Source organism: Burkholderia sp. AU28863, assembly GCF_002223195.1.
Classification (GTDB): domain Bacteria; phylum Pseudomonadota; class Gammaproteobacteria; order Burkholderiales; family Burkholderiaceae; genus Burkholderia; species Burkholderia sola.
On record NZ_NKFE01000005.1, the window covers coordinates 1801928 to 1818220 of the forward strand.

The 16293-nt window shown below is 68.9% G+C and carries 17 protein-coding genes; 12 read left to right on the forward strand and 5 right to left on the reverse strand.

Annotated elements, in window-relative coordinates:
- Positions 1–2: 2 nt before the first annotated feature.
- Both CFB81_RS24710 and CFB81_RS24715 read right to left on the reverse strand, forming a co-directional pair.
- Entirely contained in the window at positions 3–1043 is a 1041-nt protein-coding gene (locus CFB81_RS24710; RefSeq protein WP_069617303.1) for an SPFH domain-containing protein, read from the reverse strand.
- A gap of 27 nt (positions 1044–1070) precedes the next feature.
- Complete coding sequence (locus tag CFB81_RS24715; protein ID WP_006480820.1) at positions 1071–1457, reverse strand: DUF350 domain-containing protein; 387 nt, start codon at positions 1455–1457, stop codon at positions 1071–1073.
- Between the two features lie 121 nt (positions 1458–1578).
- Here CFB81_RS24715 and CFB81_RS24720 point away from each other — a divergent pair, with 121 nt between their 5' ends.
- The 6 genes from CFB81_RS24720 to CFB81_RS24745 all read left to right on the forward strand — a co-directional run bounded on the left by CFB81_RS24720 (position 1579) and on the right by CFB81_RS24745 (position 7283).
- Complete coding sequence (locus tag CFB81_RS24720; RefSeq protein ID WP_069617304.1) at positions 1579–3093, forward strand: polyamine aminopropyltransferase; 1515 nt, start codon at positions 1579–1581, stop codon at positions 3091–3093.
- Positions 3093–4712: an NAD(P)/FAD-dependent oxidoreductase gene (locus tag CFB81_RS24725; RefSeq protein ID WP_089436839.1), complete on the forward strand. Its 1620-nt coding sequence runs from the start codon at positions 3093–3095 to the stop codon at positions 4710–4712. The genes CFB81_RS24720 and CFB81_RS24725 overlap by 1 nt, the downstream gene beginning before the upstream one ends.
- Positions 4713–4836: 124 nt before the next feature.
- Complete coding sequence (locus CFB81_RS24730) at positions 4837–5619, forward strand: N-acetylmuramoyl-L-alanine amidase (protein WP_089436840.1); 783 nt, start codon at positions 4837–4839, stop codon at positions 5617–5619.
- Between the two features lie 54 nt (positions 5620–5673).
- Positions 5674–6060 carry a lysozyme inhibitor LprI family protein gene (locus CFB81_RS24735; RefSeq protein WP_089436841.1) on the forward strand — a complete coding sequence of 129 codons (387 nt, stop codon included), beginning with the start codon at positions 5674–5676 and terminating at the stop codon, positions 6058–6060.
- 65 nt (positions 6061–6125) lie between these two features.
- Positions 6126–6704: a hypothetical protein gene (locus CFB81_RS24740; RefSeq protein ID WP_069617307.1), complete on the forward strand. Its 579-nt coding sequence runs from the start codon at positions 6126–6128 to the stop codon at positions 6702–6704.
- A gap of 51 nt (positions 6705–6755) precedes the next feature.
- On the forward strand, positions 6756–7283 hold the full coding sequence (locus tag CFB81_RS24745; RefSeq protein WP_089436842.1) for a GNAT family N-acetyltransferase: 528 nt from the start codon (positions 6756–6758) through the stop codon (positions 7281–7283).
- 25 nt (positions 7284–7308) lie between these two features.
- On the opposite strand, the gene CFB81_RS24750 is transcribed toward CFB81_RS24745, so the two are convergent.
- The 3 genes from CFB81_RS24750 to CFB81_RS24760 all read right to left on the reverse strand — a co-directional run bounded on the left by CFB81_RS24750 (position 7309) and on the right by CFB81_RS24760 (position 10665).
- Complete coding sequence (locus CFB81_RS24750; RefSeq protein WP_089436843.1) at positions 7309–8655, reverse strand: glutamine synthetase family protein; 1347 nt, start codon at positions 8653–8655, stop codon at positions 7309–7311.
- Positions 8656–8800: 145 nt separating this feature from the next.
- Positions 8801–9358, reverse strand: coding sequence for a helix-turn-helix domain-containing protein (locus CFB81_RS24755; protein ID WP_069617310.1), 558 nt, complete (start codon positions 9356–9358; stop codon positions 8801–8803).
- A gap of 17 nt (positions 9359–9375) precedes the next feature.
- Positions 9376–10665 carry an FAD-binding oxidoreductase gene (locus CFB81_RS24760; RefSeq protein ID WP_089436844.1) on the reverse strand — a complete coding sequence of 430 codons (1290 nt, stop codon included), beginning with the start codon at positions 10663–10665 and terminating at the stop codon, positions 9376–9378.
- A gap of 371 nt (positions 10666–11036) precedes the next feature.
- Here CFB81_RS24760 and CFB81_RS24765 point away from each other — a divergent pair, with 371 nt between their 5' ends.
- The 6 genes from CFB81_RS24765 to CFB81_RS24790 all read left to right on the forward strand — a co-directional run bounded on the left by CFB81_RS24765 (position 11037) and on the right by CFB81_RS24790 (position 16207).
- Entirely contained in the window at positions 11037–12401 is a 1365-nt protein-coding gene (locus tag CFB81_RS24765; protein WP_256121866.1) for an acyl-CoA dehydrogenase family protein, read from the forward strand.
- 36 nt (positions 12402–12437) lie between these two features.
- Positions 12438–12842, forward strand: a complete 405-nt coding sequence (locus CFB81_RS24770) for a thioesterase family protein (protein WP_089436845.1) — start codon at positions 12438–12440, stop codon at positions 12840–12842.
- Between the two features lie 17 nt (positions 12843–12859).
- The gene (locus CFB81_RS24775; protein WP_084044138.1) at positions 12860–13879 is read left to right on the forward strand and encodes a nitronate monooxygenase family protein; all 1020 of its coding nucleotides are present in this window, start codon (positions 12860–12862) and stop codon (positions 13877–13879) included.
- A complete protein-coding gene (gene pheA / locus CFB81_RS24780; RefSeq protein ID WP_084044139.1) occupies positions 13876–15018 on the forward strand; it encodes a prephenate dehydratase in 1143 nt (380 codons plus the stop codon). Before CFB81_RS24775 ends, pheA begins: the two co-directional genes overlap by 4 nt.
- A gap of 74 nt (positions 15019–15092) precedes the next feature.
- Positions 15093–15686 (forward strand): hypothetical protein, encoded by a 594-nt coding sequence (locus CFB81_RS24785; RefSeq protein WP_143328636.1) that lies wholly within the window; start codon positions 15093–15095, stop codon positions 15684–15686.
- Positions 15683–16207 (forward strand): shikimate kinase, encoded by a 525-nt coding sequence (locus CFB81_RS24790; RefSeq protein WP_179236058.1) that lies wholly within the window; start codon positions 15683–15685, stop codon positions 16205–16207. Before CFB81_RS24785 ends, CFB81_RS24790 begins: the two co-directional genes overlap by 4 nt.
- Positions 16208–16293: the final 86 nt, after the last annotated feature.

Below are 16293 nucleotides of genomic sequence, written 5' to 3' on the forward strand. Positions count from 1 at the left end.
GCTTACCGCGTGAGCTTCGCGAGGATCTCGGCCTTCGCGCGCGAATAGTCGTCTTCGGTCACGAGGCCCTTGTCGAGCAGCGCCTTCAATTGCTCGAGCCGCTGCACGTAATCGGCGCCCTCGGTCGCCGCCGCGGCTACCGGCGCCGCAACGGGCGCGGGCGGCGCGGCCTGCGCCGGTTGCGCGGCGCCCGCGATCTGGCCGGCCATCGCCTGCCCGATCGCCGCGCCGGCGGCCAGCCCCGCGCCGACCCCGGCGATGCCGCCCGGGTTTTGCGCGGCGAGCGGAATCGCCTGCGCGGTCTGGTATTGCGTGGCGCGTGCGAGATCGCCGGCCATCCCCGCCCCGATCCGCAGGTCGAGCGCCTTTTGCAGCTCGGCCGGCAGCGACACGCTCTCGACCGCGAACGCGTCGAGCGCGAGCCCGTAGCGCGTGAATACCGGCACCAGTGCGTCGGCGACGCGCTGCGACAGCAGCGACTGGTTCGCGGCCATGTCGACGAACGCCACGTCGGCCGAGCCGAACGTCGTGCTCATCGCGGTGACGACCAGGTTGCGCAGTTGCTGCTCGAGATCGTCGACGGTATAGGCCGCGCGCGTGCCGCTGACCTCGCGATGGAACGCGGCCGCATCGACGATCCGGTACGAGTAGATGCCGAACGCGCGCAGTTGCACGAAGCCGAACTCGCGATCGCGGATCGTCACCGGCTGCGCGGTGCCCCAGCGGCGGCCCAGCTGCAGCCGCGTGCTGAAGAAGTAGACGTCCGACTTGAAAGGCGACTGAAAGAATTTGTCCCAGTTCTTCAGGTTCGTGAGCACCGGCAGCGTGCGCGTTTCCAGCGTATAGAGCCCCGGCTGGAACACGTCGGCGACCTTGCCCTCGTTGACGAAGATCGCGACCTGCGTTTCGCGCACGGTCAGCTTGCCGCCGTACTGGATTTCCTGGTCTTCCATCGGATAGCGCCAGGCCAGCACGCCGTCGGTGTCTTCCGTCCATTGCAGGACGTCGATGAACTGCTTGCGGATGAATGAACCCAGACTCATGTCGGTCTCCTCGAAACGCGTGGCGCGTCAGGTCAGGCAGGCGGCATTGATGATGCCGACGACGAGCGACGCGGTGCCCATCAGGCCGCCCATCGCGACGTTGCGATCCTCGATCGCGTGATTCATGCCGGGCATCACGCGCGTCAGCACCGCATAGGTGATCAGTTGCACGATCATCGCGCCGACGGCCCAGATCACGACTTCGCCGAGCGTGGAATTGTGCGCGATGCTGGACGCGAGCGTCAGGCAGAAACCGATCAGCGCGCCGCCGAACGACAGCGTCGCGGCCGCGTTGCCGTCGCGGATCAGCGCGAGTTCGTCGAACGGGGTGACCTTCAGGTACACTGCCGCGAACACAAGAAGCAGCACGAACGCCGACAGTAAATGAACCGCATAAAGATAGGCACTATTCATTCTTTTCCTCGGATTTTGTGCTCGGTTCGCCGCCCCGTGGCCGGTCGGCCCGCACGGGGCCGCCAGACGAAAATCCGCGCCAGTATATCCACATTGCCGAACACTGCACAACGGATGCGCGATGCTGCATAAGCGTGCGCTCGTCCTGTCGATTCTCGTGCTCGCGTCGTGCGGGCTCGGCTACGAACTGATCAGCAGCGCGCTGTCGAGCTACCTGCTCGGCGATTCGATCCTGCAGTTCTCGTCGGTGATCGGCTGCTACCTGTTCGCGATGGGGATCGGCTCGTGGCTCGCGAAATTCGTCGAGGACGACGACGTGCTCGACCGCTTCGTCGACATCGAGCTGCTCGTCGGCCTGCTCGGCGGCGTATCGGCCGCGCTGCTGTTCGTCGTGTTCGCATGGCTCGCCGCACCGTTTCGCGCGGCGCTCTACGCACTGGTGCTCGCGCTCGGCCTGCTGATCGGGATGGAAATTCCGCTCGTGATGCGCGCGTTCCAGCAGCGCCGCCAGGCGTTCCGCCATACCGTCAGCGAGGTGCTGACCTTCGACTATCTCGGCTCGCTCGCCGTGTCGCTGATCTTCCCGCTCGTGCTCGCGCCGCGTCTCGGCCTGCTGCGTACGAGCTTCCTGTTCGGTCTCCTGAACGCATTCGTCGCACTGTGGACGACCCACCTGTTCCGCGACGAAATCCGCAACGTGCGCGGCAAGCTGATGCGCGCGTCGCTCGTGATCGGGCTGCTGATTGCCGGGTTCGCGCTGTCGGAGCGCATCACGCACTGGGCCGAGCACGGCGTGTACGGCGACGAGACGATCTATTCGGAAACGACGCCGTACCAGCGCATCGTGCTCACGCAGTGGCACGACGACATGCGGCTGTACCTGAACGGCAACCTGCAATTCTCGTCGCGCGACGAGCACCGCTATCACGAAGCGCTGATCCACCCGGCCATCGAGGCGCTGCCGTGGGCGAAGCGCGTGCTCGTGCTGGGCGGCGGCGACGGCCTCGCGGTGCGCGAACTGCTCAAGCACCGCAATCTCGAACGGATCACGCTCGTCGATCTCGATCCCGCGATGACCAAGCTGTTCTCGACGTCCGCGCCGCTCGTCAAGCTGAACCAGGGCGCGCTGAAGGATCCGCGCGTGCAGGTGATCAACGACGACGCGGTGCGCTGGCTCGAATCGAATGCCGACGTGTACGACGCGATCGTCGTCGACTTCCCCGATCCGACCAACTTCGGGCTCGGCCGCCTGTATTCGGTGCCCGTATTCCGGCTGCTCGCACGGCACCTGTCGGAGAACGGCTACACGGTGATCCAGTCGACGTCGCCGTATTTCGCGCCGCATGCGTACTGGACCATCATCGCGACACTGCGCGAAGCGGGGTTCAACACGTGGCCGTACCACTGCTACGTGCCGTCGTTCGGCGACTGGGGCTTCGTGATCGCCGGCAAGCGCCGCGATTTCACGGTGCCGACGCACTACTCGGTGCCGACGCGCTGGCTCGATCCGCAAACGGCCGCCGAGATGTTCCACTTTCCGGCCGACATGCCGGCGCTGCCGATGTCGCCGAACGAACTCAACGACCAGCCGCTCGTGCGCCGCTTCGACGACGACTGGAAGCACGTGCTGCGCTGATGGACCGTCGCACGTTCCTCGTCGCGTCGGCGGCCGCGTCGCTCGCCGCCTGCGGCCGCACCGGCTGGATCGAGACGACGCCGCGCGTCGACTACCCCGGCATGCGCGAAGGCCATGCGCTGCGCGACCATGCCATGCTGCCGCCGCCGTCCGGCACGATCGAGACGGATGTCGCGATTCTCGGCGCCGGCGCGGCCGGGCTGTCGTGCGCATGGCAGCTCGCGCGCGCCGGCCATACGCGCTTCACGGTGCTCGCCGGCCCCGAATTCGGCGGTAACGCGGCCGGCGGGCGCTTCGGCGCGCTCGGCTATCCGAAGGGCGCGCACTACCTGCCGCTGCCGTCGCGCGAATCCGTGCATCTGCGCGACATGCTCGCCGACCTCGGCGTGATCGAATCCGCGCCGTTCTCCGCGCGCCCCGTGTACGACGAGCGTGCCCTCGTCCACGCACCGGACGAACGGCTGTTCATCGGCGGGCAGTGGCAGGACGGCATCGTGCCGACCGCCGGCCTCGACGCCGACGCACTCGCGCAGCAGGCGCGCTTCTTCGCGTACACCGACGGGCTGCGCACCGCGCACGGTGCCGACGGCCGCAAGGTGTTCTGCATCCCGATCGCGGATTCGTCGCGCGACCCACGCTGGCGCGCACTCGACCGGCGCTCGTTTCGCCAGTGGCTGCGCGACGAGGGCTACACCGCGAAGGCGCTGCACTGGTATCTGGACTACTGCTGCCGCGACGACTACGGCGCCGGTTACGAGCACGTCTCCGCATGGGCCGGGCTGCACTATTTCTCGTCGCGCGGCGGCCATGCGGGCGACGCGGGCGACGGCGCGGTGCTGACCTGGCCCGACGGGCTGCACACGATGGTGACGAAGCTGAGCGATTCGATCGCCGCGCGCACCGGCTCGAACGCATGGTCGCGGGACGGCTTCGCGGTGCGCGCGACCGAACGCGCGGGCGGCGTCGACGTGCTGTGCGCCCGCGTCGGCCACGACGGCGCGCTGTCGACGTTCATGCTGAAGGCGCGCCGGGTCGTATGCGCGATGCCGCTGTTCGTCGCGGCGCGCGTGTTTCCGCAGCTTGCCGCGTACGGCTTCGAACCCGCGCGCGACCTGCCGCCGCGCGCGCCGTGGCTCGTGTCCAATTTCCTGCTCGACGGCATGCCCGCCGAGGAAGCCGGCGTGCCGCTCGCGTGGGACAACGTCGTCTACGACGGCGCGGGGCTCGGCTATGTCGTGTCGACGCACCAGTTGATCCGGATGTCGCCGCCGACGCGCTCCGTGTTCTCCGCCTATCAGGCATTGAGCACGCAAACGCCGGACGAGACGCGCCGCTGGCTCGCGCAGGCGAGGCCCGACGCGTTGCGCGAGCAGGCGGCAATCGACCTGCAGGCCGTATACGGACGCGAGCTGTGGAAGCATGCGACCGCACTGGAGATCACCGTGCGCGGCCATGCGATGGCCACGCCGGACGTCGGCTTCCTGAGCCGGCCGGGGCTGCTCGCATTGCGCGATGCCGACGGCCCCGTCTTGTTCGCGCATGCCGACCTGTCGGGGCTGTCGCTGTTCGAGGAAGCGTCGTACTGGGGCATGCTGGCGGCCCGGCGCGTGCTGGCCTGACAACCGCCGTTCGTCATTGCGGCGTCGCCGCCACCCGCTATAATCGCGCGACATTCCGACTGCATTGAGCAGGCCGACGGCGGCGCGCCGTTCGACGCGCCGACCGCCCTTCTCGACAACAACAATGACGAACCGAACCCTCCGACGCCTTCGCCCGCTCGTGCGCGCCGCCGCGCGCGTGCTCGCGTGCGCCCCGCTGCTCGGCGCACCGCCGGCGCTGCACGCAGCCGACGCCGCCGCTATCCGCGGCGCTCCCGGCGCTTCCGTTGCCGAGCCCGCGAGCGGGCGCTACATCGTCGTCGACACCGGCCATACGCCCGCGCATCCGGGCTCCACCGGCGCGAGCGGCCGCGTCGAATACCTGTACAACCTCGACCTGTCCGGCGCGGTCGCCGACGCACTCGCCGCGCACGGCGACCGCGTGCTGCGCACGTCGGCGGACGGCCGCGAGATCGCGCTCGATCGGCGTTCGACGCAGGCGCCCGACGCGAACCTGTTCGTATCGATCCACCACGACTCGATGCAGCAGCAGTTCATCGACGCGGGCCGCCAGCGCGAATTCCGCGGCTTCTCGGTGTTCGTGTCGGAACGTAATCCGCACTATACGGAGAGCCTGCGTTGCGCGAAGGCGATCGCCGAGCGGCTGGTCGCGGCCGGCGAACGGCCGTCGCTGTATCACGCGCAACCGATCAAGGGCGAGAACCGCCCGCTGATCGACCCGCCACTCGGCATCCACCGTTTCGACGATCTCGTCGTGCTGCGCACCGCGCCGATTCCGGCCGTGCTCGTCGAAGCGGGCGTGATCGTCAATCCGGACGAGGAAGCGCGGCTCGCGCGGCGCGAGACGATCCAGCGCCTGTCCACCGCGATCGCGGGCGGCATCGACGCGTGTACGACACCCCGATAAGCGACGGTATCGCCCGTCGGATTCACCGGTTTTCACCCAGTCAGGAGCCTCACCATGAAGAAGAATCTGCTCGCATCCTGTGCGTTGCTCGCGCTTGCCGTTCCGTTCACCGCGCACGCGGCCGGCTGCGGAAAGCCGCGCAGCGCGTTCGACCAGGTGTATTGCACGAGCACGCAGTTCTCGCAATCCGACCGCGATCTCAACGACGAATACGGCCGGCTGCGCAAGCAACTGAGCGGCGACCAGCAGGCGACGCTGAAGGCCGGTCAGCTCGCGTGGCTGAAACAACGCGACGCACAATGCAGCGAAACACGCGGCAGCAGCTACCTCGTCGATATCCAGTGCGCGAACGACATGACGCAATCGCGGCTGTCGTTCCTGCGCGAGCGTGAGCGCGAATGCTCGAGCACGGGGTGCGTGACATCGAAGCTCGGCGAATAAAATCGCCACGCGTGCCGTGCCGCGAAGCATGTCGCGGCACGGCACGCTGCTCGAAAGGAACAACGATGCGGCATGAGTTCTCTGAAGTCCTCAACGATCTGATCGACTACTTTCTCGTCGGCGATCTTCTGCTGCTGAAGCGCTACAAGAATGAACACGGGCTACCGGACGACGTCGCATCGGCGTTCACGACCGGCGACAGCGGCGACCACGCGGTGCTGGAAGGCATCGTCATTCCGCTGGCCGGCATCGAGAATCATCCGTATACGATCATCTTCACGCTGGACGGCGACACGCCCGAATTGCTGAAATCAGGCAGCCGCCTGCAGCATCGGCGCGGCGGATACGTATTGCGCGTCGAGCATCGTGCGGTGATGCTCTACACGTGGCGCATTCTCGAACGTTTCACCGACGACACGGTGAATGCGCTGCTTGCGCGCTATCGCGAACCGGGCAGGCCCGTCGTTGAAATCGACAACGGCTGGTACGACGTCGAGATCCTCGGCGGGGAAATCGCACGCGACGGCTGGTTCGAACCCGCGTTCGAGTTCGTGTTCAAGAAAACCGATGCACCTGGCGACGCATCGCACGTGGACATCCACTACCGTTTCACCATCGACGGCAGTCCGGATCCGGCGGCGTGAACCCGGCGGACAACAGCGCGGCATACGGCAACCGGCCACACCGAGGGGCGCATGGCACCGAACACGACGACGATCGACATCCGCGCGGCCACCTCCGCCGATGCACCGGCCATCGCCGACATCCACGTCGCGTCGTGGCAGGCCACTTACGCGGACATCATGCCGGCCCCGTTCCTCGCCGGCCTGTCGGTCGAAAAACGGACGGCGGCCTGGCGCCAGGCACTCGACGCGGGACGGCCGCGCGTCGCGCTGGCGTTCACGAACCACGCACTGGCCGGCTGGATCGCATACGGTCCGACGCGCGACGCCGACAAGGATCGAGCCTGGGGCGAAATCGAAGCGATCTATCTGCATCCGTCGCATTGCGGGCAACGCATCGGCGCGTTGCTGGTCGACCACGCATGCCGATCACTGCATGACGCGGGCCATGCGTGGGTATCGCTGTGGGTACTGGTCAAAAACCGTCGGGCACGGGCGTTCTACGAACGCGAAGGTTTCGTCGCCGAATGCGACGTCAAGACGTTCGAGATCGACGGTACGCCGATCGAGGAAGTGCGCTACTGGCGCGCACTTCCCTAGCCGGCTGCTTCGACGCGCGCGGCCATCACAGAAACCACCGATACTCCCGCGCGCCGATCTCGCTGCGAAAATCCAGCTCCTCCTGCCGCTTGTTCTCGCAATACACCATCACGAATTCGCTGCCGAGCCCTTCGCGCACGGCCGGATGATCCTGCATCGCTGCGACCGCCGACAGCATCTCCTTCGGGAAATCGATGCCGCTGCCGCGATCGTCGTTGAGCGGCGCGATCGGCTCGAGCCGCGCATCGAGCCCGTGCTCCATCCCGCTCAGGATCGCCGCCAGCACCAGGTACGGGTTCGCATCCGCGCTCGCGAGCCGGTGCTCGATCCGCAGGTTGCGTGCATCCGACTCCGGAATCCGGATGCACGCGTCGCGATCCTCGAAGCCCCAGCTCGCGCGGCTCGCCGCGTTCACCATCGACCCGTAGCGGCGAAACGCATTGTGATTCGGCGCGAACACCGGCATGCAATGCGGCAGCAGCGCGAGGCAGCCGGCCACCGCGTGCCGCAACGGCCGCTGCCCGTCAGCGGCAAGCACGTTGCGCCCCGCGTCGTCATACAGGCTCACGTGCACGTGCATCCCGCTGCCCGGCGCATGCAGATACGGCTTGCCCATGAAGCTCGCGCGATAGCCATGCCGCAACGCGACGCCGCGCGTGCTGCGGCAGAACAGCGCCGACCAGTCGGCCGCGCGCAGCGCGTCGTCGGTATGCCCGAAGTTGATCTCGAACTGGCCGGGCCCGAGCTCGGCGGTGATCACCGTCGCATCGACGCCCTGTTCGCACGCGGCGTCGACCATCTCGTGCAGCACGTCGGAGAAGCGCGTCAGGCGCTCGATATGCATGTTCGGCTGATCGTCGCGGTCGTCGCTCAGGCGATCGCGCGGATACTGCGGCAACCCTTGCGCGAGCTGCGCGGCGAACAGGTAGAACTCGAGCTCGAATGCGACGACCGGCCGGATGCCGCGCGCCGCGAACCGCCGCAGCACGCGCGCGAGCACCTCGCGCGGCTCGAATTCGATCGGCGAATCGGTACCGTCGGAGCTGATCAGCATCTGCGCGAGCGGCTGCCGTTCCCAGCGCACGGGCTTCAGCGTGCCGGGGATCAGGCGGCGCGGCGCATCGGGATCGCCGTCGTTGAAACAGTAATCGCCGATCTTGTAGAGGCCGCCCTGCGTGCCGAGCAGCACGCAGTTCTGCGGCAGCTTCAGCAGCGAGCCCGACGCGACTTTCTCGAGCGCGTCGATCGGATAGCGCTTGCCGTAGAAATGCCCGGGCAGGTCGAGGCAGATCAGGTCGACATAACGGATCTCGGGGTGCGCCTGCCGGAATGCGCGGACTTCACTGACCAGCGCGGGAACGACGTCAGCCATGTCTCATCCTTTCCATGTCTTGTAGGGCGGTGCCGCCACGCGGCGAACCGGACTCATGCGGCGCACCGCGCAACGCATGCCGCATGTCGATCAGTACTGCAAACAGGCTGCGCGGGGCGACGGGCAGCGACGCCGACCGCTCGACTCAGGTGAACACCCAGATCACGCGCGTCGGCGCGTCGGTCAGGTTCGCATACCGGAAGCGCTTGTGCGCGGGAAGCTGAAATGCATCGTTCGGGCCGAGCGTGACGGGCGTGTCGTCGCCGTCGATCCAGATCGTCAGCGCTCCTTCGAGCACGAAGCCGCCCTGCTCGTCGCTGTCGTCGACCGGGCGATCGCCGCTGCTCGCGCCCGGCCCGAGATGGCTTTCGAGGATCGAGAAGCGCGAACGCATGTTCGGCGACACGAGAATGTCGGTAATGCCGGCCGCGTAATGCACGGTGCGGCGTTCGTCGGGCCGCGTGACCCACGGCACGCTGCGCGGCTTGCTCAGGCTGTAGAAATACGTGGTCGGCACGCCGAGCGCTTCGCCGATCGCGGTGAGATCCGCAACCGTCGGACGCGACAGCCCGCGCTCGACCTGCGACAGAAAGCCGACCGAGCGGCCGATCCGTTCGGCGAGATCGCTCAGCGTGACCTTGCGATGCTTGCGCAGGTCGCGGATCAGGATCGCCAGACTTTCTATCTCTTCCTGTTCGTTCATGAAGGATTCCGATGCAGTCAAACGGTATCGCGCAGGCGGTACCAGGCCTTGCCGAGCGCCTCCAGCGGCGCGGCCAGCCGGTCGCCGCCGGGAAAGCGCGGGTTGCGGATGCGCTGGTAGTGCTCGAGCAGGTGGGCATCGCCGAGCACGGCGTCGGCCACCGCGCGCGCACCGGCGAGCGTCGGCAGCACGCCGTGCCCCGAAAAACCCTGCAACCAGAAACGCTGCCCGTGGCGGCCGATGTCCGGCGTGCGACGCATGCTGATGTCGATGTGACCGCCCCACGCGTAGTCGAGCGGCACGCCGGCCAGTTGCGGAAACACGCGTTCGAGATGCGGGCGCGTCGCCGCCGCGATATCGGCCGGGATGCCGCCGAGATACGTGCAGCCGCCGCCGAACAGCAGCCGGTTGTCCGGACTCAGGCGGAAATAGTCGGGCACGAACTGGTTGTCGATCACGCAGCTGTTGCGCGGCAGCAGCGCATGCGCGACGTCGGGCGCGAGCGGCGCCGTTGCGACCTGGTACGTGCCGACCGGCAGCAGCCGGCGCGCGAGATCGCGATCGAGCCGGTCGACGTATGCATTGCAGGCGAGCACCAGCACGTCCGCCCGCACTTCGCCGCGCGCCGTGCGCGCGACGTGGCCGCCGGCCGTCTCGCGGCAGTCGAGCACGCGGCTCTGTTCGAAGATGCGGCCGCCCGCGCGCTCGATCGTCTGCGCGAGGCCGAGCGCGAGCTTCAGCGGGTTCAGGTGGCCGGCCTCCGGATCGTGGAGCGCGGCGAGATAGCGCGTGCCGCCGATCCATTCGGGCATCTCGTCACGCCCGATCACGCGCAGCCGGTCGTAGCCCCACCGCTCGGCGGCTTCGTCGCGGGCCTGCGCGAGCATCGCGACGCGCCGCGGCCGCACCGCGGCCCACAGGCTGCCGGGCCGGTAATCGATGTCGAAACCATGCCGCGCCGGCAGTTCGCGCACCTCGGCCGCTGCCCAGCGCATGCTGTCCCAGAGCAGGCGCGCGCCGTCGCGGCCGAGCGCATCCTCGAGCGGCTGCATGTCGCACGACCAGCCGAGCAGCGCTTGTCCGCCGTTTCGGCCCGATGCGGCCCAGGCGACGCGGCTCGCTTCGAGCATGACGACGCGCTTGCCCGCGAGCGCGAGCCGCAGTGCCGTATGCAGCCCGCTGAAGCCCGCGCCGACGACCAGCACGTCGGCGTCGACACGTTCGTCCAGCGCCGGCCGATGCGGGATCGGCGCCGGGTAGGTGCCGGCGTAGTAGCTTGCGACGTGACGGTCGGACTGCACGAACATGCGGATTCCGTGAAAATTACGCCGATAAATTTCATGAAAAACTAGCACGACAATTTCACGGAGGCAAGGCCGGACATGATGTCGCCGATCGTCGGTGCGACGGGGTCGGGCTGTCCGAATCGACTGGCGGTTTATTTGTCGCACGCTCCACCGACGCGTGCTCGACGCCCGGCTGGTGTGACGGCAACGAAACGAGCATCGGGAATTCGACGCGAATGCATTCAACGTCGTCCGAATGATATGGACTGCGAAGTCAACCGAATCGACCTGAACGACGAAGCGTCGGCAATCCCGCCGCGTGTCGCCTCACCACCGACGCGCGATCGTCTCCCGTCATCGAAGCGCCGCGATACCGCCGACGACGGCACGGCGTGACCGCCATCGTCCGGCAGCCCTCGCTCGCGCCGATGCGCGACGGATATCACGATCACGTCCGGCAATCTCGCTCCGCCTCCCATCGCCTCGCCGCTTGCGCCCGAATCATCCGCCGCCGCGCACCGCGTCGAAGTGCAATAACTGACAGTTTCTCGTCCGGGGGCTTTTCATTAGATTGGCGACACGATCCATGCAAAGTCTCGCGCCCCGACATGACTCTCACCGCCTGCGAAGCACAGCACACGACGACCGCCGCATACCGGGACATCGCCGAACGACATGCGCGGTCCGCCCCTTGCGGCGCCTTCCATCGAGAAGCATGGGATGCCTTGTCCGACGCGGGACTGTGGCGCGTGCCGGTGCCGCGCGAACTCGGCGGCGCGGGCGGCACTTGGCACGACTTCGTCGATGCGTTCGAAGCGGTCGCCGCGGCGCTGCGCTCCGTCGGCTTCGCGATGGCGCTCGCGAATCAGGCGACGCTGATTCGCGCGCTCGTCGCATACGGTTCCGACGCGCAGCGCACACAGCATCTGCCGTCGCTGCTGTCCGGCGCGATCGGCGCCACGGCGATCTCGGAGAAAGGGACCGGCACCGAAGTGCGCGCGCTCGAAACGTGCCTTGTTCGCGACGGCGACCACTACCGGCTCGACGGCCACAAGTACAACATCAGCCACGCGCCCGAAGCGCGCCTGATGATGATCGTCGCGACCCTGACCGGCGACGGCAAGCCGGCCACCGCGCTGGTGCTGATCGATCCCGAACGCGCGGGCGTGCAGCGCAGCGCCCCGCAGGCGACGTTCGGCGTCGCGGATCTTCCGATCGGCGATCTCGCACTGTCCGGCGTGCGCGTCGACGCCGACGAACTGCTCGGCACGCCCGGCGACGGGCTGCGCCTGCTGATGGACATCGCGTCGATGAATCGCGCGCTGTTCGGCCTGCTGTGCGCGAACGTCACCCAGCCGTTTCTCGCCGACGCGCTCGCGCACGCCGGCGCCCGCAAAACGCTCGGCGTCGCGCTGGACGCGCATCAACACGTACAGCGCCGGCTGGTCGACATCCAGGTCGGCATCGAGCGCACCCGCTGGACCGCGCGCGCGGCGCTCGACCTGCTCGTCGCGCAGCGCCCCGAGGCGCTCGCGAACTGCTCGATCGCGAAGCTCGCGGGCGCGCGCGATCTCGCGCAGGCCGCGCTGCACCTGCTCGCGATTCACGGCAGCGACGGCTACCGGCGCGGCCCGCTCGCCACCTTCGTCGCCGACGCGCTCGCGATGGGCTCGGCCGGCGGCACCGAGGAAATGCATTACCGCAACATCTTCAGCCAGATGCAACGCCGCGCGGCCGCCACGGCGCGCGCGGCGTGACCGCCTACCCTTCCCTCACCCGTTCAGGAGCTGCCCTTGACTATCCAGACTGGCCTGCGTGCCCGCGCCACCCACCGCGTCGACACGATTTCGCTCGCCGATCAATGGGGAGGCGAAGCGCACGCGCTCGCGAGCCCGATCATGATCATCTTCATCGAACAGACCTGCATGCAGGCGACCGACCATCTGCTGCCGGCCGGGCAGATGACGGTCGGCTACAACTTCGAGATCAAGCATCTCGCACCGACGCCGCCCGAATGGGAAGTGACGGTCGATGCGGAACTGATCGAGGTCGACGGTCGCATGATGACGTACCGGGTCGAGGTGCGCGACGCGGTGGGCGTCGTCGGCGAAGGCGTGCATACGCGCTGCGCCGTGAGCCGCGACGGCTTCCACCGCCGCCTGGCCGAGCGGCGCGACAGCGCGGCGCTCGCACGCTGACGAGCCGGAGCCCGACCATGATTCCGCTTCCGCTGCAGGGTCTCCGGCTGCCGGTGATTGCGTCTCCGATGCTGATCGCGAGCTATCCCGAGATGGTGCTCGCCCAGTGCAGGAGCGGGATCGTCGGCGCATTTCCGGCGCTCAACGCGCGGCTCAGCGCGCAGCTCGGCGACTGGATCGACACGATCGACGGCACGCTGCGCGCGTACCGGGATGCCCATCCCGATGCGCCGGTCGGCCCGTACGCGGTCAACCATATCTGCCATCCGTCGAATCCGCGCGTCGAACAGGACCTGCGCATCTGCATCGAGCGGCGCGTGCCGCTGATGATCACGAGCCTGCGCGCCCCGTCGCGCGACGTCGTCGACGCGATCCACGCGTACGGCGGGATCGTGCTGCACGACGTCACGACGGTGCGACATGCGCAGAAGGCGCTGGAAGCCGGCGTCGACGGCCTCGTCCTCGTCGCGGCGGGCGCGGGCGGCCACGCCGGCACGCTGTCGCCGTTCGCGCTGGTCACGGAAGTACGGCGCTTCTACGACGGCTTCATCGCGCTGTCCGGTGCGATCGCGACGGGCGACGCGATCGCCGCCGCGCGCGCGCTCGGCGCCGACTTCGCGTATATCGGAACGCGCTTCCTGGCGTCGCACGAAGCCAACGTGGTGCAGCGCTACAAGGACACGATCGTCGAAGCCAGCGCGGCCGACATCATCTACACCGACGCGTTCACCGGCGTCCACGGCAACTACCTGCGCCAGAGCATCGAGGCGGCCGGGCTCGACGCGCGGCGGCTCGCCCGGGTCGACGGCGCGCAGCTCGATTTCTCGCCGGACGGCGGCGCGAAGCAGTGGCGCGACATCTGGGGGGCCGGCCAGGGCGTCGGCGCGATGGACGCGGTGCTCAGCGTCGCCGAAATCGTCGAACGGCTCGAGGCCGAATACGCGCGCGCCGTCGCACGCATGCAGCCGGGCGCGGCGACACACCTCGCCACGCACCGCCCGGCCGTTTCCGCGACTTCACGGATCGACACGCCATGACGCCGACCGAACTTGCCGCCCCATCGTCGATCGACGATGCGATCGCACGCCGCCGCGCGCAGATCGACGTGATCGACGACCAGCTTCTCGAGCTGATCGGCCAACGCATCGCTCACGCAACCGAGATCGGTCATCTCAAGCGGCATGCGGGGCTCGCGGTGCGGCAGCCCGCCCGCGAAGCGTCGATCGTCGCCGAGCTGTGCACGCGCGCGCCGTGGGGGCTGCGCGACCGCGACCTGCGCGCCATCTGGCAGACGCTGTTCAGCGCGAGCCGTGACGCGCAATCGCTGCCGTCCGTCGCGTTCCTCGGCCCGTCGGGCACCTACACCGAAACCGCGATGCTGCGTCACTTCGGCGAATTCGCCCGCGGGCAGGCGCACGAGACGATCGACGCGGTATTCGACGCGCTCGCGCGCGGCGACGTGGAATGCGCGGTCGTGCCGATGGAGAATTCGTCCGAAGGCACCGTGACCCGCACGCTCGACCTGCTGATCGCGCAAGCGGCGCCCGTCACGGGCGAAATCGAACTGCCGGTCGCGCACTGCCTGCTGAGCGCCAGCGGCTCGCTCGCCGGCGTCGACAGCGTGGTCGGCCATCCGCAGGCGCTCGCGCAATGCCGCGCGTGGCTCGACGCGCATGCGCCCGGCCTGCGCCGCATCCCGGTGTCCAGCAACGCGGTGGCCGCACGCGAGGCCGCGCACCTGTACGACTGCGCGGCGATCGCCGGCGAACCCGCGGCCGCGCTTTATGGACTGCGAATCGTCGCCAGCGCGATCCAGGATCACCCGGACAATCGCACGCGCTTCGTGATCGTCGGCGGCCAGACGCCGGCGCCGACCGGCCACGACCGCACGAGCATCGTGCTGCGGCCGACCGATGCGCCCGACGCGCTCGCGCGCGTGTTCGATGCGCTTGCCCACCACCGCGCACCGCTGCTGTGGGTCGACGTGCGCCCGGCACGGGACGCCGGCCATGCGTATCGGTACTGCATCGACTTCGGCGGGCACCCGCTCGATCCGAACGTGCGCGCGGCGCTCGACGAGATTGCGTTCGCCGCTTCCGAGCTGCGCGTGCTCGGCGCCTATCCGCGTGCCGCGGGCGGTACCGACCGGCACACCGACGGCCCCGACGCATCATGACGACGGCGCCCGCTTCGTCCCGCGTCGCCACCCGGCTGCTCGCGATTCGCGACGGTCGCGACGATCGCCTGCTCGTGCTGTGCGGCATCGCCGCGGCGGACTGCCTGCCGCTCGCCGCCGGGCGATGGCTGCGCGCGCTGCGCGCCGAATACGACGACGAACTGGAGCTGCTGCCGTTCGTGCGCGGCACGCCCGACGCCGCCGGCATCGCATGCCTGCTGCGGCGCTGCGAGCGTCTCCGGCTTCCGGCGGTAGCGGTCGGCGACACCGCGGCGACCGCCTACGGCCGCTGGCGCGCAAGCCTGCCCGCGGCGCCGCTGACCTGGCGGGTGCTCGAAACGTCCGCTGCACGGGCCGCGACGCCGCTGCCCGGTGGCCTGCTGGCACGCTGGCCGATACGCCCGGCGGAGCCGGTCGACTGGCCGCGCTCGCGTCGCGTCATTGCAGATCTCGGCGCTGCGTCGCCGGCGCTTGGTGCCCGCATCGGCGCGCTCGCCGACGCCCTGTGCGACGGCACGCTCGTGGTCGCCGGCATTGCGCTGGACACGGCCGCCGGCGCGCCGCACACCTTCATCACCGATGCGCTGGACCCGCTCGCGAACTACGTCCGGATGCAGCGCATCGCCGCCGTGACGCGCCGCGCGCCGTCGCTGCGGAGCCGCCTGTGAACCCGCGCCCGCAGGCCGGCCCGACGCGCATCGCGCTCGTCGGCATGCCCGGCGCCGGCAAGACGACGATCGGCAGCGCACTGGCCCGCGCGCTCGCGTTGCCGTTCGTCGACGCCGACCGCGAACTCGAACGCCGCTTCGGCGCGCCCGTCGCCGTGCAATTCCATGCGGGCGACTTCCGCGCACGCGAAGCCGACGTCATCGACGCGCTGACGCGCGGGCCGGCGCTCGTGCTCGCGACCGGCGGCGGCGCCGTGCTGCGCGACGACACGCGCGCCCGGCTCGGCCAGCGCTGTTTCGTGATCCACCTCGCGACCGATCTCGACACCCTGTGGCACCGCACGCGCGGCGACGCGTCCCGGCCGCTGCTGAACGTCGCCGACCCGCGCGCGGCGCTCGCCGCGCTGCACGACGCGCGCGAATCGCTGTACCGCGCCTGCGCGCACTGCCGCATCGATACCTCGGGCCAGTCCGTCGCACAAACGCTCGCGGCAGCGCTCGACGCACTCGCCATCGCGTAACCCGCCCCCTCCGCTGTTTTCAACGATGCCGGCCGATGCGGCCGACTGCCATTTCTACCAGTTGCCGATCGCCAAATAATATCTAA